This is a genomic window from Acinetobacter sp. WU_MDCI_Abxd143 (genome assembly GCF_025514195.1).
GTDB classification, from domain to species: Bacteria; Pseudomonadota; Gammaproteobacteria; order Pseudomonadales; family Moraxellaceae; genus Acinetobacter; species Acinetobacter pittii_H.
This window is the reverse complement of sequence record NZ_JAHPTH010000001.1, coordinates 872,413-892,755: the sequence shown is the minus strand read 5'-3', so window position 1 is coordinate 892,755 and position 20,343 is coordinate 872,413. Positions and strand designations below refer to the sequence as shown.

General features: G+C 38.9%; 25 protein-coding genes. 9 read left to right on the top strand and 16 right to left on the bottom strand.

Annotated features, from left to right (window positions below):
* The first annotated feature begins 49 nt into the window (after positions 1–49).
* From KTI79_RS04205 to KTI79_RS04195, 3 genes are all read left to right on the top strand, one after another.
* Entirely contained in the window at positions 50–1,255 is a 1,206-nt protein-coding gene (locus tag KTI79_RS04205; protein ID WP_032053021.1) for a multidrug effflux MFS transporter, read from the top strand.
* 200 nt (positions 1,256–1,455) lie between these two features.
* The gene (locus KTI79_RS04200) at positions 1,456–1,581 is read left to right on the top strand and encodes a KGW motif small protein (protein ID WP_002118600.1); all 126 of its coding nucleotides are present in this window, start codon (positions 1,456–1,458) and stop codon (positions 1,579–1,581) included.
* Positions 1,582–1,649: 68 nt separating this feature from the next.
* Entirely contained in the window at positions 1,650–1,970 is a 321-nt protein-coding gene (locus tag KTI79_RS04195) for an NGG1p interacting factor 3 protein, NIF3 (RefSeq protein WP_032053022.1), read from the top strand.
* Here the strand turns inward: KTI79_RS04195 and KTI79_RS04190 are convergent.
* Positions 1,963–2,763: an enoyl-CoA hydratase gene (locus KTI79_RS04190; protein ID WP_032053023.1), complete on the bottom strand. Its 801-nt coding sequence runs from the start codon at positions 2,761–2,763 to the stop codon at positions 1,963–1,965. The two genes, KTI79_RS04195 and KTI79_RS04190, sit on opposite strands and share 8 nt — an antisense overlap.
* Positions 2,764–2,872: 109 nt before the next feature.
* Between KTI79_RS04190 and KTI79_RS04185 the strand changes: the two genes are divergently transcribed.
* On the top strand, positions 2,873–3,448 hold the full coding sequence (locus KTI79_RS04185) for a nicotinate-nicotinamide nucleotide adenylyltransferase (RefSeq protein ID WP_079284091.1): 576 nt from the start codon (positions 2,873–2,875) through the stop codon (positions 3,446–3,448).
* An 11-nt stretch (positions 3,449–3,459) separates the two neighbouring features.
* Here the strand turns inward: KTI79_RS04185 and KTI79_RS04180 are convergent, their stop codons facing one another.
* The 8 genes from KTI79_RS04180 to dapD form a co-directional block, all read right to left on the bottom strand.
* Positions 3,460–3,822: a glyoxalase superfamily protein gene (locus tag KTI79_RS04180; protein ID WP_032053025.1), complete on the bottom strand. Its 363-nt coding sequence runs from the start codon at positions 3,820–3,822 to the stop codon at positions 3,460–3,462.
* Between the two features lie 11 nt (positions 3,823–3,833).
* Positions 3,834–4,403 (bottom strand): CAP domain-containing protein, encoded by a 570-nt coding sequence (locus KTI79_RS04175; RefSeq protein ID WP_032053026.1) that lies wholly within the window; start codon positions 4,401–4,403, stop codon positions 3,834–3,836.
* A gap of 116 nt (positions 4,404–4,519) precedes the next feature.
* On the bottom strand, positions 4,520–4,981 hold the full coding sequence (locus KTI79_RS04170) for a peroxiredoxin (protein WP_032053028.1): 462 nt from the start codon (positions 4,979–4,981) through the stop codon (positions 4,520–4,522).
* A gap of 17 nt (positions 4,982–4,998) precedes the next feature.
* Positions 4,999–5,685: a diphthine--ammonia ligase gene (locus KTI79_RS04165; protein ID WP_086376150.1), complete on the bottom strand. Its 687-nt coding sequence runs from the start codon at positions 5,683–5,685 to the stop codon at positions 4,999–5,001.
* A 96-nt stretch (positions 5,686–5,781) separates the two neighbouring features.
* Positions 5,782–6,198, bottom strand: coding sequence for a hypothetical protein (locus KTI79_RS04160; RefSeq protein ID WP_057106513.1), 417 nt, complete (start codon positions 6,196–6,198; stop codon positions 5,782–5,784).
* 16 nt (positions 6,199–6,214) lie between these two features.
* On the bottom strand, positions 6,215–6,883 hold the full coding sequence (queC, locus tag KTI79_RS04155; protein ID WP_032053034.1) for a 7-cyano-7-deazaguanine synthase QueC: 669 nt from the start codon (positions 6,881–6,883) through the stop codon (positions 6,215–6,217).
* 40 nt (positions 6,884–6,923) lie between these two features.
* The gene (gene queE, locus KTI79_RS04150; RefSeq protein WP_032053036.1) at positions 6,924–7,634 is read right to left on the bottom strand and encodes a 7-carboxy-7-deazaguanine synthase QueE; all 711 of its coding nucleotides are present in this window, start codon (positions 7,632–7,634) and stop codon (positions 6,924–6,926) included.
* A 98-nt stretch (positions 7,635–7,732) separates the two neighbouring features.
* Entirely contained in the window at positions 7,733–8,554 is an 822-nt protein-coding gene (gene dapD / locus KTI79_RS04145) for a 2,3,4,5-tetrahydropyridine-2,6-dicarboxylate N-succinyltransferase (protein ID WP_016140275.1), read from the bottom strand.
* Between the two features lie 295 nt (positions 8,555–8,849).
* Here dapD and carO point away from each other — a divergent pair, with 295 nt between their 5' ends.
* Positions 8,850–9,599 carry an ornithine uptake porin CarO type 1 gene (carO, locus tag KTI79_RS04140; RefSeq protein ID WP_032035952.1) on the top strand — a complete coding sequence of 250 codons (750 nt, stop codon included), beginning with the start codon at positions 8,850–8,852 and terminating at the stop codon, positions 9,597–9,599.
* Positions 9,600–9,692: 93 nt separating this feature from the next.
* Here carO and KTI79_RS04135 read toward each other — a convergent pair whose 3' ends face one another.
* From KTI79_RS04135 to KTI79_RS04110, 6 genes are all read right to left on the bottom strand, one after another.
* Positions 9,693–10,616: a CysB family HTH-type transcriptional regulator gene (locus KTI79_RS04135; protein ID WP_016140277.1), complete on the bottom strand. Its 924-nt coding sequence runs from the start codon at positions 10,614–10,616 to the stop codon at positions 9,693–9,695.
* 71 nt (positions 10,617–10,687) lie between these two features.
* The gene (locus KTI79_RS04130) at positions 10,688–11,749 is read right to left on the bottom strand and encodes a sulfate/molybdate ABC transporter ATP-binding protein (protein ID WP_032053039.1); all 1,062 of its coding nucleotides are present in this window, start codon (positions 11,747–11,749) and stop codon (positions 10,688–10,690) included.
* A gap of 11 nt (positions 11,750–11,760) precedes the next feature.
* On the bottom strand, positions 11,761–12,645 hold the full coding sequence (cysW, locus tag KTI79_RS04125; RefSeq protein ID WP_086376149.1) for a sulfate ABC transporter permease subunit CysW: 885 nt from the start codon (positions 12,643–12,645) through the stop codon (positions 11,761–11,763).
* Positions 12,642–13,475 carry a sulfate ABC transporter permease subunit CysT gene (gene cysT, locus KTI79_RS04120; RefSeq protein ID WP_004790714.1) on the bottom strand — a complete coding sequence of 278 codons (834 nt, stop codon included), beginning with the start codon at positions 13,473–13,475 and terminating at the stop codon, positions 12,642–12,644. Before cysT ends, cysW begins: the two co-directional genes overlap by 4 nt.
* A gap of 80 nt (positions 13,476–13,555) precedes the next feature.
* Entirely contained in the window at positions 13,556–14,164 is a 609-nt protein-coding gene (locus KTI79_RS04115; protein WP_032053045.1) for an RBBP9/YdeN family alpha/beta hydrolase, read from the bottom strand.
* A gap of 30 nt (positions 14,165–14,194) precedes the next feature.
* A complete protein-coding gene (locus KTI79_RS04110) occupies positions 14,195–15,202 on the bottom strand; it encodes a sulfate ABC transporter substrate-binding protein (protein WP_086376148.1) in 1,008 nt (335 codons plus the stop codon).
* A gap of 263 nt (positions 15,203–15,465) precedes the next feature.
* On the opposite strand from KTI79_RS04110, the gene pabC reads away from it, so the two are divergent.
* The 4 genes from pabC (at position 15,466) to KTI79_RS04090 (ending at position 18,513) form a co-directional block, all read left to right on the top strand.
* Positions 15,466–16,278: an aminodeoxychorismate lyase gene (gene pabC, locus KTI79_RS04105; RefSeq protein WP_032053048.1), complete on the top strand. Its 813-nt coding sequence runs from the start codon at positions 15,466–15,468 to the stop codon at positions 16,276–16,278.
* Position 16,279: 1 nt separating this feature from the next.
* Positions 16,280–17,350, top strand: coding sequence for an endolytic transglycosylase MltG (gene mltG / locus KTI79_RS04100; RefSeq protein WP_032053051.1), 1,071 nt, complete (start codon positions 16,280–16,282; stop codon positions 17,348–17,350).
* Positions 17,351–17,359: 9 nt separating this feature from the next.
* Positions 17,360–17,959, top strand: a complete 600-nt coding sequence (tmk, locus tag KTI79_RS04095; RefSeq protein ID WP_032053052.1) for a dTMP kinase — start codon at positions 17,360–17,362, stop codon at positions 17,957–17,959.
* A gap of 137 nt (positions 17,960–18,096) precedes the next feature.
* Positions 18,097–18,513: a PaaI family thioesterase gene (locus tag KTI79_RS04090; RefSeq protein WP_009393656.1), complete on the top strand. Its 417-nt coding sequence runs from the start codon at positions 18,097–18,099 to the stop codon at positions 18,511–18,513.
* 56 nt (positions 18,514–18,569) lie between these two features.
* Here the strand turns inward: KTI79_RS04090 and nadB are convergent, their stop codons facing one another.
* A complete protein-coding gene (nadB, locus tag KTI79_RS04085; protein WP_000367525.1) occupies positions 18,570–20,213 on the bottom strand; it encodes an L-aspartate oxidase in 1,644 nt (547 codons plus the stop codon).
* Positions 20,214–20,343 lie beyond the last annotated feature (130 nt).

Sequence of the window (20,343 nt, the reverse complement as noted above, 5' to 3'; positions counted from 1 at the left end):
TTATTTGTATGTAGTACAATTTAAATAGAATAAATAGTAGAGAAGAAAAATGAAATCAAAAATCCATTTCCGTGAGTTTGCACTGCTGATGGCATTACTCATGTCTATTGTTTCTTTTTCAATAGATGCGGTTTTACCAGCTTTAGGTGAGATTGGACGAGTTTTTGACTTAAAGAATAATAATCAGACGCAATGGGTCATCATTGGTATTTTTTCTGGCATGACGATAGGACAACTCATTGCAGGGCCTCTATCCGATGCGATTGGTCGTAAACGTATTTTATTTGCAGGAATTATTATTTATTTTTTGGGAAGTTTATTGTGCTTTACCACTCAAAGTTTTGAGTGGTTTTTAGTTGGCCGCTTCATTCAAGGGATTGGAGTATCTGGTCCTTACGTAGCTTCTATTTCAATTGTGCGCGATAAATACAGTGGTGCACAAATGGCACGTATTATGTCCTTAATTATGATGGTGTTTATGGTTGCTCCAGCAATTGCACCAAGTTTGGGGCAGCTCATTATTCATTTCTTTGGCTGGCGTGAGATCTTTGTTTTATATATGGTCTATGCCACAGTTGTCGGGGCATGGGTTGCTTTACGTTTGGAAGAGACGCTACTTCCTGAAAATCGTTTACCTATGCGCTTGCAAGCTTTTCAAGAGGGATTTAAAGAAGTGGTAAGTAATAAAACCACTATGAGTTATTTGCTATGTGCAGGCTTTTGCTTTGGTGGATTCATTGGTTATTTGGGAACTTCTCAACAAATTTTTATGCAACAGTTTGGTAAAACAGGACAAGAATTTAGTGCTTATTTTGCCGTGCTTGCTGGTGTGATGGGAATCGCCTCATTTACAAACTCTAAAATTGTTATGAAGTTTGGTATGCGCCCAATCTGTATTTATGGCTTTTTAGGTTTGTGCTTAATTTCTTTAATTTTCTTGGGAATTCAGCTTTTAGGCGTGGCTGTTTCATTCTGGATGTTTATGCTTTATGCCTGCATTCTGTTCTTATTATTTGGAACGTTATTTGGTAATTTAAACGCGATTGCGATGGAACCAATGGGGCATGTTGCTGGTATGGCATCGGCCATTATTGGTGCAGCATCTTCTGTTTTGTCACTTATTCTTGCATCTATTATTGGACAATTATATAACGGTACATTAATTCCAATGACTGCTGGCTTCGTCATTTTATGTGGTTTGGCTTTTGGTATGACAATATATGAGAACAGATATTTAAAGAAAATCAATGCTTAAAATTATAAAGATACCGCTAGTACACTGAATTTTATAATTTTGCTAAAAATAAGAGCTACCTATAAATGAGGGCCGCTCTTTTTAACTTTTTAGAAAAATTATAAGCCTATAGACATTCAGCTATTTAACACTTTATAGTTTGTTCAAGATTGGATCAATTTTTGCTTTCTCTGTAACAACGATAAAAATCGGAGATCAAAATGATGAAAAATAAGTATCACATAAGAACAATGTATACCAAAGATAAGGGCTGGCGCTTGTTTGGCTTGGCGCTTGCCATTCAAATCCTCTTTATTGGAGCAAATTATTTGGTAATGATGAGCTGACTTTGATTTAGAAGCTTTTTTAACGGTATGATTTAAAGCAAGTTTACTAGTTTTGAGTCATTCTACTTATGTTAAAGCTGATTTATTACGTGCCTGATTCACATCTTGAGTCGACTAAACAAGCTATTTTTTCTGCTGGTGCGGGGGGTATCGGTAATTACGAACACTGCGCATGGCAAGTAAAAGGAATCGGGCAATTTAAACCAGTCAAAGGTGCAGATCCTTATATTGGAGAGGTGGGTGAGCTTGAACAAGTGGAGGAGTGGCGGGTTGAAACAATTGTAATTGAAGAAAATGCAAAGGCTGTAGCGAAAGCATTAAAGGCAAGCCATCCTTACGAAGAGCCTGCCTTTGAGTTTATTCAAATCATAGAAATTGATTTTAATTAAACTGTGAAAAATCTGGTTTACGTTTCTGCATAAATGCTTGTACAGCCTCTAGCATTTCTGGGGACTGAACTCGCTGCATAAAGATTTCAGCTTCATGATCAATACATTCGATAATTTGGTCGAGATTATGCTTCATCAATGCTTTTGTTTGCTTTAACGATGCAAGCGGTAAAGTCGCTAAATGTTGAGCAGTTGCCTGAGCGGTCGCATAAACATCTTCAACGACTTCATTCACTAAACCTGCTTGTACTGCAGTTTCTGCATTAAATTTTTTCGCAGTAAATAGAAGCTCAGCTGCTTTATGATAGCCAGCTTGTTGAATAAGTAATTGGCTAGCACCACCTTCTGGAGAAAGGCCAAGGCTAACAAATGGAATTTGGAAAAGGGCAGTGTTGTCAGCAAATACTAAATCTGCATGTAATAAAATCGTAACACCGATACCAATTGCCACACCTTTTACTGCAACAATAAGCGGCTTTGATAATCTGGCAGCAGATTTAAGGAGTACGAATGGAGGAACTTGACCCGCTGGGCCTGCATTAGGCTTTTGTACAAAACCCATAAAATCTTTCATATCATTACCAGCGGTAAAATCTTGCTCTACACCACGTAGAACAACCACTCGGACGTCTTTATTGAGATCTGCTTCATCTAGAGCTTGAGCAATCCATAAATAAAGTTCGCCGTATAATGCATTTTTTGCTTCTGGACGATTTATGGCTAAGGTGAGTACGCCACCTTCTAAATTTGCGTGTAAATGTTGATGAGGTTGTTGAATACAGCTAAGTGTCATCGTACTATCCTTGCTTTAAACCAAGTTGTTAATTTTTAGGTTCTCATTATGGCGCATATTTTCTGTAATGCGGGTAACTGATGAGTTCATAAAAAGTGAAAATCTAATTATGTATAAATTTGACTATCTCGTTTTTATAGGGCGTTTTCAACCATTTCATTTGGCTCATATGCAGACAATTGAAATTGCCTTACAACAAAGTCGTTATGTGATTTTGGCATTAGGTTCTGCTCAAATGGAACGTAATATTAAAAATCCGTTCTTAGCAGTAGAGCGCGAGCAAATGATCTTGTCAAATTTCTCATTAGAAGAACAAAAACGCATTCGTTTTGTACATGTAGTAGATGTTTATAATGATGAAAAGTGGGTAAAACAGGTCAAATCTTTAGTAAATAGTGTGATTGAACCAAACTCAAAAATTGGTCTAATAGGGCACTTTAAGGATGAGTCATCTTATTATTTAAGATTATTTCCAGAATGGACCATGGTCGAACTCGATAGCCTAAAAGACTCGATTTCAGCGACTCCAATGCGTGAAGCTTATTATCGTGGTGAAATCCAAACAGAATTTTTCCCTATAGGAACTATTCAATTTTTGGATGAGTTTAAAAAAACACGTATTTATCAACAACTACAACAACGATTTAAAGAAGATGATCGTTCTAATTTAGATGATTCTGAGTAAGTGAATATAGATTAAGCATCTGCCCAAAAAATAATTCGGTTTGAAAAAGGATCTGTGATACAGAGTTCAAGGGTCTCCCAATCTGTTTTTTCAACTTGAGGCTTAGAGAATTTATAGTCTTTTTGGCTTAGTTCACTGTATAACTCATAGATATGTTCCCAATAAATACGGATTGCACTATGGGGACTCGCATCTCCAAAATGCTCAGATAGATGGATAATGCAATCGTCTTTAGAAATCTGTAAATATAGTGGGAAATTTTCTTCAAATTGGTGTTGCCAATCAAGCTGAAAGCCTAAGAACTCAAGATAGAATGATTGAGCTAACTCGACATCAAAAATTCTTAAAATAGGTGTGATCGAACCTGATTGCATCTTTTTTCCTTTTAACTTGTACCAAATTGTTGAGTCCAATAGCTCTTTTGTTTTGCTGACTGATTAGAAGCACAAGCAATTGCATAAGTTGTAAATTTGGGATTCATGAGGTTACTACAATGTAAGGGGCTCGATAGCCATCTAGACATCACTTCATCTAATGTTTTCTGTCCACTAGCGACATTTTCACCATTGGCTTTACCGAGTGTGTTGTAAAGTTTTAAGCGTGATTTTAAGTCTAGGCCAGTGGAGCCAACATGTCCGAGAAAATTATGTGCTGCCATATCTTCACTATGGGAAAATGCACCTTTATATAAATTATTGCTCCAAATCACTGGTCTAGTTGCAGAAAAATATTGTCGACCACATTGGCGTGATTGCTGACGGATTTGGTTAATTTTTTTAAGTACAGCTTGTTGATAGGCTGGGTTCTGCAAATCTTGGCAGCTTATTTCTTTTGAAGTTATCTGAATTTGAGCAAGTGATGTGCCGGTGTCGGTTGGTATGGCTAATGTATTTGCACTACATGCACCAATAAAGAGAATGGCTGGCAGTAAAGAGCAAGTTTTGAGTGAACTCATATCAATGCCTTAAACTAATTATTCTAATATTTTTATGATACGTTAAACTCAAATTATTGGGTAATGCTTTGCACTAAAAAAGCGAGTATAAACTCGCTTTTTGTTGGTTGAATTTATTAAGCTGTTTGCAGAGATTTTAGGTCTTCTAGAACTTGTTCTGCATGTCCAGCAGCCTTAACTTTACGGTAGCTTTTCACTAATTCTTTGTTATGGAAAATAAAAGTAGAACGTTCAATACCCATTACTTTTTTTCCATACATATTCTTTTCTTTAATCACATCAAAATGATGACAAAGAACTTCTTCTTTATCACTAATCAGATCAATAGTAAGTGCCTGCTTCTCTGTAAAATTTTGATGGGCTTTCACTGAATCACGTGAAACACCGATAATGCGGGCACCTAAAGCTTCAAATTGATCTTTCAAACAAGAAAAACCAACTGCTTGTGTTGTACATCCTGGTGTTGAGTCTTTAGGATAGAAGTAAATGATTAGCCATTCATTTTCGACTTCAGTCAAGTTCACTTCGCCGTGTGTAGTAGGGAACACCTGATTTGGCAGTTGAATATTCTCAGACATTTCTTATCCTTTAAAAGTTAAATTCGATCTAATTCAAGTGGTAAAAAAGCGTATTCCTCATGATAAACAATATTGAGTTTTCTTACAGGAATTGCTTTGTTAAAAATTGGCCCATCAATCACAGTCGTATGAAATTCACCGCCCTCACCACATGGATCAATACCACGGTTTTCAAGCTCTTGAATATATTCTAAGGTTAAGGTTTTACCTAAATCCTCCTCCTTCATTCCGAGTTTAAGGTTTACGGTCACCACTATGCTCTGGAATCCAAGTTGAATAAATTCTTCAACAACTTCACGATGCGGACGTAGCCAAAGAGGCATTCCTAATTGAAGACCTACTTGTTGCGTTACTCGATCATGCCAACAGCCGTGTTCAGGCATATCAAGGTCACCTGTAACCAGTACCTCGGCTCCTTGTTGTTTTGTTTGTTTGAGTAATTCAATAAACTTTACTTCATAGTCATGCCAACTTGATGAAGCCATAAATACGGGCAAGCCGATTGCTTTTGCTTGTGTTTGAATAATATCAAGAGGCATGGCATGTGAGCGAGAACGTTGGCCCTGTTCTTCTAGCATTACGATCAATCCAATCACTTCGCCTGTCTGCATTGCATGGTAGAGTGCTAGAGAACTATCTTTGCCTCCACTAAATGAGACAATAGACCTTTTATGGTTAGCATTAGTTTTCCATTGTTCTTGCATGGCTTACATTAAATGAATTGGTTAAAAGTGCTGTTATTTTAACAGAGCTACAAAAAAGCCTGCATAAATGCAGGCTTAATTTGGAACATTAAAATCTTATTTTTTAGGAGCTTGTTGTTGAGCTGCTTTCATAGCTTCTTCAGTTAATTTTTCAAGCTTAGTTGTTAACTGAGGACCGAAACATGCTTTAAGATCACGGTTTTGTTGTTGTACAAATCCTAGAGAACTTGGGCTCTTCTTCGCATTGATTGCACTTTGGATTTCCCATTTTTGTGCTTCAGTCACTTTACCTTGTGCTTCAACTTGACAGCTACAGAATTTGCTAACTTCAGATGAGCTTAACTTGCCGCCTTTAGCAGTTTGTTCTTTACAAACATTAACTAATGCACCTTTAACGTTAGTGCTTTTATATGCCGCTTGAACTGGGTTTTCAGCTGCTTGAGCTGAACCAGCCATAAGTGCAGCTGCTGAGAATAAAGATGAAAGAATAAGATTTGATTTTAACAACTTCATAAATTTTACCTACTTATTACGGTATATAGCGTGTTGGATCGGTAACACCGGCATCGATAAAGCCTTCTTTACGCAAACGGCAACTGTCACATTTACCACACGCACGTCCTTGAGCATCTGCTTGGTAGCAAGATACCGTTTGACTATAGTCTACGCCATGTTCAAGCCCTAAACGTATGATATTCGCTTTGGATAAATGTAACAGGGGTGTTTCAAATTTAAGTGGTTTTCCTTCGACGCCAGCTTTAGTTGCTAAACGGGCCATATTCGCAAAAGCATCAATAAATTCAGGACGACAGTCAGGATATCCTGAATAATCAACGGCATTAATACCAATTACGATAGCTTCAGCATTAAATACTTCGGCTGCTGCTAGAGCATATGAGAGGAAAATAGTGTTACGCGCTGGTACATAAGTTACAGGAATACCTTCTTGTAACTGTTCTGGTACTGCAATGTTGTGATCTGTAAGTGCTGATCCACCTAAATTTGCTAGATCAATATTAATTACACGATGTTCAACACCTGAACGCTGAGCTAATGCTTTTGCAGCATCAAGTTCAGTGGTTGAGCGTTGACCATACATAAAACTAATAGCAATACATTCATAGCGCGCTTGTGCCCAAGCTAGGCAAGTGGTTGAGTCTAAGCCGCCTGAAAGTAAAACAATGGCACGAGAGCGCATATTTTTCTCCATATTCGGAATGATTTATTTTATTGAGTGATTAACGACCTGATTCATCGTTCCAAAGCAGCTTATGTAACTGAAGTTGGAAACGAACAGGTAATTTATCATCAAGTATCCACTGTGCCAGATCACGTGCTATACGTGGCAGGCCTACAGCACTTTTTTCAACTGCAAAGGCAGGGGAGAACCAAACGGTACTGACTTTTGTCTGCAGTTGATATTTTTCAACTTGTTGCTTTGACCATTCATAATCTTCACGATTGCAAATCACAAATTTGATTTGGTCACGTGGCGTTAAATGGTCAAGATTACTGATGAGATTACGATGTTCCTCACCAGAAGTTGGAGTTTTTAAATCAAGAACTTTAGAAACACGAGAGTCTACTTTTGACACATCAAGTGCGCCACTGGTTTCTAAAGAGACGTCAAAGCCTGCTTCACATAAACGTTGTAATAAAATCAAACAGTTTGGCTGAGCAAGAGGTTCACCACCTGTCACACAAATATAAGGTGTTTGATACTGCTTGGCTGTTTCAATGATATGTTCAAGTGAAAAACGTTCGCCACCTTCAAAAGAATAAGTGGTATCGCAATAGCTACAACGTAATGGACAGCCCGTTAGACGAATGAATACAGTCGGTAGGCCAGAGGCGTTTGCTTCACCCTGCAACGAGTAAAAAATCTCGGTAATGCGTAAACCGGACGCAGGGTCTGAGACAGGAATTGCAGAGGAACGTAAGGAAGCCATTCTAGAAATACCACACTATATAAAAAATAAAATCTCTACGATCAGTGGGATCGTAGAGATGGGGAGCGATTAAAGCTCCGCAAGAGAGTTATAACAAATTAGTCAGCACGTAACAAATCGTTTAAGCTTGTTTTGGCACGCGTTTGCGCATCAACTTTTTTCACGATGATCGCAGCATATAGGCTGTAAGTACCACATTTAGATGGCAAGCTGCCTGAAACTACAACTGAACCTGCTGGTACACGACCATAATGGATTTCACCAGTTTCGCGGTCATAAATTTTAGTTGATTGACCAATGAAAACGCCCATTGAAATTACTGAGCCTTCTTCAACGATAACGCCTTCAACGATTTCTGAACGCGCACCGATAAAGCAGTTGTCTTCAATAATAGTTGGGTTAGCTTGTAATGGTTCTAAAACACCACCAATACCTACACCACCAGACAAGTGAACATTTTTACCGATTTGAGCACATGAACCTACAGTTGCCCATGTATCAACCATTGTGCCTTCATCTACATAAGCGCCAATGTTGACATAAGATGGCATTAACACCACGTTCTTAGCTTGGAAGCTACCACGACGTGCTACAGCAGGAGGAACAACACGAACACCTGCAGCTTTAAATTGCTCTTCAGTCCAACCAGAGAATTTAGTTTCAACTTTGTCATAGAAACGAAGATCACATGACTCGATTGGTTTATTATCATTAAGTTTAAATGATAATAAAACAGCTTTTTTTAACCATTGATGAACAACCCATTCACCATTGATTTTTTCAGCAACTCGAAGTGTACCGTTATCTAAACCAGCAATTGCTTCTTCAACAGCTTGGCGAATTTCGCTTGAACAATCTGCTGCAGTAAAATTTGCGCGGTCTTCAAATGCTTGCTCAATGATTGTAGAAAGCTGAGACATGATCTTCCTTCCATAAAAAATTTTAAAGATTTTACACTAATTTGTGACAAGAATCTTTCAAAAAACGTGTTACGTTTAATTGATGATATAAATGAGGTAAATCGAAATAAGCTTATTAGATAATCAAGTGTTTTTTACACAAAAATGATTTGAAAATAAAAATTTAACTCAATTTGTATCAAAAAATAACAGAAATCTAGCATTTTTTGTATAAAAAAGAATCTAAGCTGTCATTATTATGATTTCAGTCACAAGATGAATAAATTAAAAACAGAGCCTTTTTGAGGAGAAAACTATGAAAGCATTACGTGTATTAGTCACTACAACAGCTTTATTCGCTGCTGGCGCTGCTATGGCAGATGAAGCCGTTGTTCATGACAGCTACGCATTTGATAAAAACCAATTAATTCCTGTGGGGGCACGTGCTGAGGTAGGTACAACTGGTTACGGTGGTGCTTTGTTATGGCAAGCAAACCCATATGTAGGTTTGGCTCTTGGTTATAATGGTGGTGACATTTCATGGACAGATGATGTTTCTGTAAATGGTACTAAATATGACCTAGATATGGATAACAATAATATCTATTTAAATGCTGAGATTCGTCCATGGGGTGCAAGTGCTAACCGTTGGGCTCAAGGCTTATATATAGCTGCGGGTGCTGCTTATTTAGATAATGATTATGACTTAGCTAAACGTATTGGTAATGGTGAAACTTTATCAATTGATGGTAAGAACTATCAACAAGCAGTTGCAGGCCAAGAGGGCGGTGTAAGAGGTAAAATGTCTTACAAGAATGATATTGCTCCATACTTAGGTTTTGGTTTTGCACCTAAAATCAATAAAAACTGGGGTGTATTTGGTGAGGTAGGTGCTTACTATACTGGTAACCCACAAGTTCAGTTAACTCAATATAACCTTGCTCCTGTAACAGGTAACCCAACATCTGCCCAAGATGCTGTTGATAAAGAAGCAAATGAAATTCGTAATGACGATAAATACCAATGGATGCCAGTTGGTAAAGTTGGTGTGAACTTTTACTGGTAAGATCACAAAAGAAAAAACGAGCTACGGCTCGTTTTTTTGTACTTAGTAAAATAAATAAAAGAGCTAAAAAGCTCTTTTATTTATTTTTAAGTTTTATTCGTCTGGGTAAGCAATTTTCTTAAGTGCTTTAATATCCGCATCGGGTGAGCATAAAGAAATAAATTCGTAACCATAACCACGTAATAAGTGGCCTTTGCGAACCGCAATCCACGTTGTATTAACTCCAAAAATATCAGTCTTGGTTTGCTTTAAACGATAATCACGTTCTGTGTCATAAGCCACGTCATTGACAATACCGACACCCATGCCGAGTTCTACATAGGTTTTGATAACATCGGCATCAAGAGCTGACATTACGATATCGGCATCGAGTTGAGCTTCTTCAAACGCTTTATCAATTTTAGATCGACCTGTAAAACCACCATGATAAGTAATGAGTGGATATTCTGCTAAAAGTTCTAGAGTGATCTTATCCGCCTGTACTAGAGGATGATTTTGCGGGGTAATAATACTGTGCTGCCATTGATAGTAAGGAATGCTAGCCAGATTTTCTTCAGTCGTTAAAGACTCAGTTGCAATTCCAATATCCGCTTCGCCTTGTAAAAGCATTTCTGAAATTTCGACAGGGCTAGCTTGTTGTAAAATCAAATGAACTTTTGGAAATAATTTCTTAAATTGATTAACGATTGGAGGCAATACATAACGCGCTTGAGTATGCGTAGTTGCGATCGTTAATGTTCCTTCATCAACCTTATTAAAATCTTCAGCAAGTCTTTTAATATTTTCAGCATCCACTAACATGCGTTCAACAATGCTAAGAAGTGACTGTCCTGGTTCAGTTAAACCTAAAAGGCGTTTACCTTTACGAACGAAAAGTTGAACACCTAATTCATCTTCTAAATCTTTGATGTGTTTACTTACACCCGATTGAGATGTGTAGAGTGCAGCCGATGCTTCCGTCAAGTTAAAGTTTTGGCGTACTGTTTCTCGGATAATTCTTAATTGTTGAAAGTTCATTTACACTTTTCCTCAAAAGAGGTGAGGAGCGTCTAAAGATCCGCAAGATATTTCCTCACCAAATATATTTCTTAAGCAACTTGGTCTGCAAATAAGTGCAATTGAGATGCGCTCACCCAAACAGTTTGATTAGGTTTAAATGCATGTAGTTTTGCAGCTTCACTGCTCAGAGCAATTTCAATTAAACGTCCATTACGGTCTTGTAATTCGGCCACTACTTTTCCAGCAATCCAGATTTCACGTACAAAAGTCGCTTCAATGGTATTCGCTTGCGGTTGCGAGTGAATATGTAACTCATCTGGACGGGCAAAAGCAATCACTTTTCCTTGAGGCGCCTCAATTGGTGTTGGTAATTGAATACGGTCATTACCGATACGGATAATACCTTCCGTATGTTCACCTTCAAATCGATTTGCCTGACCCAAGAAATCAAATACAAACGGCGTTGCAGGTTTTTCGTAGACTTCACGAGGTGAGCCGATCTGTTCGACATTGCCTTTATTCATGACAATAATCTGGTCTGCCACCTCAAGCGCTTCTTCCTGATCGTGAGTTACGAAAATTGAAGTAATATGCAATTCATCATGTAAGTTGCGTAACCAGCGACGTAACTCTTTACGAACTTTGGCATCCAGAGCACCAAATGGTTCATCAAGCAATAATACGCGAGGTTCTACTGCCAAAGCACGGGCCAAAGCAATACGCTGACGTTGTCCGCCAGAAAGCTGGGCAGGGTAGCGGTCTGCTAAAAAGCCCAGTTGAACTAGATCAAGTAAACGAGTAACACGCTTTTTAATTTCAGCTTCCGAAGGGCGTGTTGCACGAGGGCGAACACGTAAACCAAAGGCAATATTGTCAAATACGGTCATGTGACGGAATAAAGCATAGTGCTGAAATACAAAGCCAACCTGACGCTCACGTACATGTACATTAGTCGCATCTTCACCTTCAAGTAACACTTGACCGCCATCGGCTGATTCTAGACCTGCAATAATACGGAGTAGCGTTGTTTTACCGCATCCAGATGGGCCAAGTAACGCAACCAGTTCACCTTCCGGAAAGTCTAGGGAAATATTCTTAAGCGCATGGAATGCACCAAAGTGTTTTTCAATATTTTTAACTTGAATACTCATGATTTCATTCCTTACGAATCAGTTGAATGCGGTTCTGGTTTATCTTGATGTAGCTCTAACCAGGTTTTTAAAATCAGTGTTAAAAGAGCTAAGAAGGCAAGCAGTGAGGACACGGCAAAGGCTGCGCTAAAGGTGTACTCGTTATATAAAATTTCGACATGAAGTGGCAGGGTATTGGTTTCACCACGGATATGACCAGAAACCACCGATACTGCACCAAACTCACCCATTGCACGGGCATTACACAAAACCACGCCGTAAATCAGACCCCATTTAATGTTAGGGAGTGTGACCTTCCAAAAGGTTTGCCAACCTGATGCACCGAGTACAATTGCTGCTTCTTCTTCCTCTGTTCCCTGAGCTTCCATGAGTGGAATTAACTCACGCGCCACAAATGGAACCGTAATAAAAATAGTTGCTAAAATAATTCCAGGTACTGCATACAAGATCTTAATGTCATGGTCCATTAACCAGCCGCCGAACCAGCCTTGGGCACCAAAAATAAGAACAATCATTAAACCAGCAATAACGGGTGAAACCGAAAAAGGCATATCAATGATAGTGGTTAAAATAGCCTTCCCTTTAAACTGGAACTTAGAAACCGCCCAAGCTGCAGCCACACCAAATATCACGTTAATCGGCACAGCAATCGCTGCAGTTAATAATGTTAATTTCACTGCTGATAATGTATCTGGATCAATCAAAGCCTGAACATAGACTTCAAGGCCTTGTTTAAATGCTTCTACAAAAACTAAAATAAGTGGCAATATCAGGCAGCTGAGAAAGAAAATCAGTGCAATGGTAATTAAGGTATAACGCACCCAAGTCGGCTCACGTGTCGCGTCACGAGATTGCAACTTCAAGGCAAGCGCATTGCTGTCGGTATGTAAATTCATGTGATATTTCTCCCAGTACGACGGTTTGCCCAGACTTGAAGTAAATTAATGGCAAATAAAATAATAAAAGAGAGAACTAACATCACAGCAGCAATAGTGGTTGCACCTGCATAGTCATATTCCTCAAGACGAGAAATAATCATGAGTGGTGCAATCTCTGTTTTAAAAGGTTGATTGCCAGCAATGAAAATAACTGAACCATATTCACCCACGCCGCGTGCAAATGCCAAAGCAAAGCCTGTAAATAGGGCAGGTAGTAAGATTGGTAAAATAATTTTAGTAATGGTCTGCCAACGATTTGCACCAAGTGCTGAAGCTGCTTCCTCAAGTTCAGTTTCGATATCACTGAGTACGGGTTGAACTGTTCTTACAATAAAGGGGATACCGATAAACACCAATGCCAGCGTAATCCCGATAGGTGTATAAGCAACCTGAATACCAAGTGGTTCCAGATATTGGCCTATCCAGCCAGTAGGTGCATAGAGTGAAGTGAGAGCAATACCTGCAACCGCTGTTGGAAGTGCAAAAGGTAAATCGACCAAGGCATCAACCAAACGTTTTCCAGGAAAGTTATAGCGAACAAGGCACCAAGCTAAAAGCAAACCAAACACAACATTAATAAATGCTGCGATTAATGCTGAGCTAAAGCTAAGTTGAAGTGATTTCAAAATACGTTCAGACGTTAGAATTTCCCATAATCCGTCCCATCCGATTCCAAATGATTTGATAAAGACTGCGGCTAATGGAATAAGCACAATAAAAGATACATAGGCGAGGGTGAAGCCCAAAGATAGACCAAACCCAGGCAGCACTCGGGATCGCTGCGACATGATATTTCCTCAAAGAGAAAAGCCTGCTGAAACCAGTAAGCGAATAAATAAAGATAAACAGTGCGGTATAAAGATTGGTATTAAGCAAATTTCAAAGAGAAATGTGTTTTTACCGGGTCGATAGATGAGTGACTACACATCGAATCTTCTGGAATCAAATAGTTCAGCAAATCCGGAAATGGCCCAAAACCTGAGGCAACATTAATATGGCCCACTTCACCAAGATTGACGGGATTTAACTTCCATGATTTTGCAAGTTGTAAAGCATCAAAAAAGCCGAGCCATGGATCATTTTCACTAATGAGTAGCGTTGCAGGCACATCAATTTTTAACTGATGAAAATAATCTTTATAGTCGGTCAAGCTATGGCGAGCAAACCCGGCTTCTCCAAAGCGTGTCGGATTCGCTGGAGCGACTAAAATTAGTTTCTTAACTTGGCTTCTTAATTCTGGATGCTCAGCCAAAGCAGCTACACTCGTTAAGCATCCAAAACTATGTGCAACAATTTGAACAGGAGCTTGAGCTGCTTGAACTGTTTTAACGAATTGCTCAACCCATTCGCTTAATACAGGTCTATCCCAGTTTTTTTGCTCAACACGAGAACTAGACACGAGTTGACGCTGCAACCAAGATTGCCAATGCTGATGTTCACTGCCACCTACACCCGGAACAATTACAGTGTGAATCATGTCTGTTCTCCTTACCTTTAGTGCAAAGAATTACTTCTCTGCACTATTGATTTTCACGATTTGATCGAAAACACCACCATTATCAAAGTGTTGTTTTTGTACTTTTGTCCAACCACCAAACTCTTTGTCGATTGTTACAAGCTTCAATGGCTTAAATACATTGCTGTATTTTTTAAGAACAGCTGCGTTACGCGGACGGTAGAAATTACGTGCTGCAATTTCTTGACCAGCAGGTGAGTACAAATAGTTGAGATAACCTTTAGCAATCGTTAAGTTGCCTTTTTTAGCTGCATTCTTCTCCACAATTGCAACTGGAGGCTCAGCTAAGATCGAAAGAGACGGAGTAATAATTTCAAATTTGCCCGGCTGTTCACGAATAGCTAAATGAGCTTCATTTTCCCAAGCCAGTAATACATCACCAATGCCACGCTCAGCGAAAGTAGTCGTCGCACCGCGAGCACCAGAGTCTAGAACTTTAGTGTGTTTATAAATTTGGCGAACGTATTCTTGTGCTTTCGCGTCATTGCCACCTGGTTGATGTTTTGCCCAAGCCCAAGCTGCAAGATAGTTCCAACGAGCACCACCAGAGGTTTTTGGGTTTGGTGTAATGATTTCTACGCCTGGTTTGATTAAATCAGCCCAGTCTTTGATTTGCTTTGGATTGCCTTTACGCACTAAAAACACAATCGTTGATGTATATGGCGTTGAGTTTTGTGGCAGTTTTTTCTGCCAGTCTATTGGAAGTAGTTTTGCTTTTTCAGCAATTTCATCGATATCTGCGGCAAGTGCTAATGTCACTACATCTGCATTTAAACCATCGATAACCGCACGAGCCTGTTTACCAGAGCCGCCGTGTGATTGTTTAAACTCAATATCTTGACCAGTACGTTGTTTCCAGTAAGTACCGAACTGTTTGTTGAAATCTGTATATAGCTCACGAGTAGGATCGTAAGAAACGTTTAAAAATTCTTGGGCTGCAAATGACGAAACAGAAAGAAGTGCAGCGATAACCCCGACTTTTAATTGAGAAAAACGCATGAGATAAGTCCTCAAAAAATATGAAATGTTCAAAACATGAACGCAGAATAGCGCTAGTCTTTATTCTAAAAAAATAATAAAAAACGAATTTAATATGAAAAAAATAGAAATAATAAAAAGAGATAAACTATTCTTAAATCTTGATATATAACAAGTTTCAAAAGCAGATACGAAATCGGTATAATTTTTTAAAATCAATCATTTATTATTTAAATGAAAGGTGTTGTATTGGTGTGCGGCTTTTAGCAAAGGATGGAGCAAACATGTGGTGTTTTAAAAATGGGCAACCCGTTGAGACTATTCCTTTATTAGATAGAGCCTTTCATTATGGAGATGGATGCTTTACCACAATTCGTGTTTTTCAAAATCAGATTGAGCTTAAAGAAAGGCACTTGCAACGTCTAAAACTTGCATGTCAAAAACTGTCTTTAACTGTAAATTTTGAATTAATCGAACTGAGTTTACAGCAACTACAAAAGCAGAACCTTGTGCTCAACGGCACTTTAAAAATTGTAATTAGTCGTGGTGAAGGTGACCGAGGTTATAGTTTGCCGAAACATGAGGCCGATATTTATATCTGGTTTTATCCAAAAGCTATAGAGCCGTTTGTGCCTGACTCTATCCAGTGCGGTGTTTTAAATCAGGCTCTAGGTTTAACCATGCCGAGCTTAGTGGGGCTTAAATCTTTAAACCGCCTTGAACAAGTATTGCTAAAAAAAGAAGCAGATCAACTCGGGTGGGCTGAAGCATTAGTTACTGATGTACAAGGTTATATTGTTGAAGGGGTCAGTAGTAATTGTTTTATTCGTTTAAATGATAGATGGATTACTCCTGAACTTCGCTATAATGGCGTCCACGGTGTAATGCGAGCAGAAATTCTGGCGCGTATGCAGCACCATGGTATTGCCTGTGAAGTACGTGTGATTGAATTAGATGAAGTATCTGAAATACAAAGTCTATTCTTCTGTAATGCTTTAAACCCTATGCGAGTGGTTACTCATTTAGGCGAGAAAACGCTAGATACACAGGCATGCATAGATTTATTTCATATCCTTAACTTAAATCAGATTCATTAATATGCCGAAGCCACCTGTGAATGCGAAAGCAAAAAACGCCAAGAAAAATAATAAAAAACAAGCTCCAAAATTTTCTAAGCGATTGGTTCTAATTGGCCTTTTTATTGTTTTAATCTTTACGTTTGCCATTTTATGGTCAAGCTTGTTTAAGGCTTATCCTGTTGAAGGAAAAAAACAGATGTTATCGATTACATCTGGAGAAACTTATTCTGGTTTTATTGATCGTTTGGCCAAAGAAGGCAAAATTAGCTTTCCTATCGTATTGAAGCTTTATCAAAAGTTTATGATTCATGACAGCATGAAAGCTGGTGTGTATGAAATTGAACAAGGGATGAGTGTAAGACAAGTATTAGAGATGTTATCTGATGCGGATAATGCTCAGATGAACCGTGTTTTGGTGATTGAAGGTACAACTTTTAAGCAGCTTATTACTGCACTCAAAAATGATAAAAACGTAAAAAATACAATATTAGATTTACCTAATGATCAGCTTATGAAAGCGCTTGGGATTCCTTACGATCATCCAGAAGGCTTGTTCGCACCGAATACTTATTTCTTTGCCAAAGGCGAGACTGACAAGAAAATTCTTACCGATTTATATCATCGCCAAATAAAAGCTTTAGATACAGCTTGGGCAAATCGCGCGCCAAATTTACCTTATAAAGATAAATATGAAGCATTAATTATGGCTTCTATTGTTGAGAAAGAAACGAGTTTAGACAGTGAACTTACACAAGTTTCTGGCGTTTTTGTTCGCCGTTTAAAACTCGGTATGCGTTTACAAACAGATCCAACTGTTATTTACGGAATGGGTAATAACTATAAAGGCAACATTACCCGAGAAGACCTGCGTACTCCAACACCATATAATACTTATACCATTAATGGTTTACCGCCGACTCCAATTGCTTTGCCAAGCCAAAAAGCAATTGAAGCGGCGTTACATCCAGATGATTCAAATAACATCTATTTCGTAGCGACTGGTAATGGTGGACATAAATTTACGGCAGACTTGCAAGCACATAATCAAGCTGTGCAGGATTATTTATCCGTGTTGAGATCGAAGAAATAAGGAAAAGAGATGTTTATCAGCTTTGAAGGCACGGAAGGGGTAGGTAAAACTACACTCATTCGAAAAATTCATCAGCATTTTGAAGAGCAAGGCAAACAAGTTATTTTAACTCGAGAGCCGGGGGGCACACCGTTAGCTGAGCAAATTCGTTCGATGCTTTTGGCGGTGAATCATGACGAAAATATGAGTCATGATACTGAGTTATTACTCATTTATGCGGCACGTGCTCAACACTTACAACAAGTTATTTTGCCGGCTCTAGAGTCTAATAAAATTGTTTTAAGTGATCGTTTTACCGATGCAAGCTTTGCTTATCAATGTTCTGGTCGTGGTTTAAGCCAAGATAAATTACAGCTTTTAAATCAGAACTTTGTTTCACGCATGCCAGAAGTAACGTTCTGGTTAGACGCACCGATTGAACTCGGTATGAACCGTGCACGTGAACGTGGAGCTTTAGACCGTTTTGAACAAGAAAAGTTAAGCTTCTTTACTAAGGTTCGCGAAGGCTATGAAACCTTATGGAAGGCTGAACCGGAACGTATTAAGCGAATAGATGCTACACAAAGTCCTGATCAGGTGTTCGAACAGGCATTGCAATATTTAGGATAAGCAATTAGGTGAGCCACTCTTATAAAATATGGGAGTGGTGAAAAATGACGTTAATTCTGATTTAAAACGTCATAGAAAATATCTGCTATTTTCTTATGCTATCTTACATATGATTTATAGATTGAAGAATAACAAGGATGAAAAGCTCAAAAGAAGAAATCGTGGCATTTCTTGAAAAGGAATTCCCACCAAGTCTTGAACATTGCACGATTGAATCAGTCACGCCTAAAGCTGCTGTCGTTTATTATCATGTCGATCAAAGGCATCAACGGCCAGGTGGTACCATATCTGGTCCAACCATGATGACATTAGCTGATTTTGCCTTATATATTGCGATATTAGGTGAGATCGGTATTGTTGGTTTAGCCGTAACCACCAACTTTAATATTAATTTTTTAAGAAAACCTGCGGGTGATCAAGACTTACGTAGTGAATGTAAACTCATGAAAGTCGGAAAGAGTTTAGTGGTGGGTGAGGTTTGGATTTATTCGGTCGGTTTGGATGAACCTGTTGCACATGTGACCGCGACTTATTCAATCCCACCTAGACCATAAATATCAAACCGAATAAAAAGCACAGTCAGAGCTGTGCTTTTTTGTAGAAGAACAGTTTAAATATCAGTATTAACCAATGGCTGTTCTACTGCAAAATTTGGAGGAGTTAAAACAGTTTTACGAATCTCACTGGAAGTTTCCGGATAATCGAGTGTGTAATGTAAACCACGTGATTCTTTACGTTGCATAGCACAGCGAACAATCATTTCCGATACTAAAACAAGGTTACGCAGCTCAATTAGGTTTTTGCTAACACGGTAGTCTTGATAATACTCAGTGATTTCACGCTTTAACATTTCAATACGGTGTAAAGCACGTTCTAAACGTTTTGTGGTTCTTACAATGCCAACGTAGTTCCACATGGTCGAACGTAACTCATCCCAGTTTTGTAAAATCACCACATCTTCATCTGGATTAGTTACTTGTGAGTCATCCCAAGTTGGTACTTCAGGTAATTTGAAGTTTTCATCAAATTTATTTTCGATATCTTTTGCTGCACTCATGCCATAAACGAAGCACTCAAGCAATGAGTTACTTGCCATACGGTTTGCACCATGTAAGCCCGTATATGACGTTTCACCAATCGCATAGAGACCTTCAATATCCGTCTGGCTATTTGAGTCAACCACAACACCACCACATGTATAGTGAGCTGCTGGTACCACTGGAATCATGTCTTTCGTAATGTCGATACCTAACTCAAGCAATCTTGCATAAAGTGTAGGGAAGTGCTCTTTAATAAACTCAGGTGATTTGTGGGTAATGTCTAACCACACGTGACGAATACCGAGACGCTTGATTTCATGGTCAATGGTACGTGCCACAATATCGCGAGGAGCTAATTCTGCACGATCATCAAAACGTAGCATAAAACGTTCGCCATCCGGCAAACGTAAGTAAGCGCCTTCACCACGCATAGCTTCAGTAATTAAGAAAGAGCGGGCTTGTGGATGGTACAGGCAAGTTGGATGGAACTGATTAAATTCCATATTCGCTACACGGCAACCTGCACGATAAGCCATTGCAATACCGTCACCTGTGGCAATATCTGGATTAGATGTATACAGATAAGCCTTCATCGCACCACCGCAAGCCAGCGCGGTGAATGGGGCAAGGAAGGTATGAACCTTTTCAGTATTTTCATCTAATGCATATAAACCAATAGCACGATTCGCTTGGTCGGTATGGCCTAATTTATGCGAGGTGATTAAATCAATCGCAATATAATTTTCAAAAATAGTAATATTTTTACGTTCTTTGGCACGCTCAACCAAAGTGGTTGAAATGGCTTTACCTGTTGCATCAGCAGAATGGATAATGCGACGCTGTGAGTGACCACCCTCACGAGTCAAATGAAGCTGTTCATCTTCATCGAGAGTAAATTGCACGCCTTGCTTTAAAAGAAAATCAACAGAAGGGCGGCCGCCTTCTACGGTATGTTGTACCGCGTCCATTTCACATAAATGAGCGCCTGCAATCATAGTGTCATTAATATGCTGTTGAATAGAGTCAGTCTCATCGAGAACAGCAGCAACACCACCTTGAGCATAAAAGGTACTTGCTTCGGTTAGAGCAGCTTTTGCTAAAACTGCAATATTAAAATGATTTGGTAACGATAAAGCCAGACTTAAACCAGCGCCGCCGCTGCCCACAATAATCACGTCAAAGTGGTGAATTGTCTGTAAATTAGGCATGTCCATTCGCATCAATTTAAAACGTCCGCTAATGACACCCCTTTTTACCTAAAAAGGCAAGAGCTTAAGCGCTCTAACTCAGAGAAAAATTGCAATTGGCTTAAAAAGTTGCAATGCGTAAAATAATCCTTGTGAT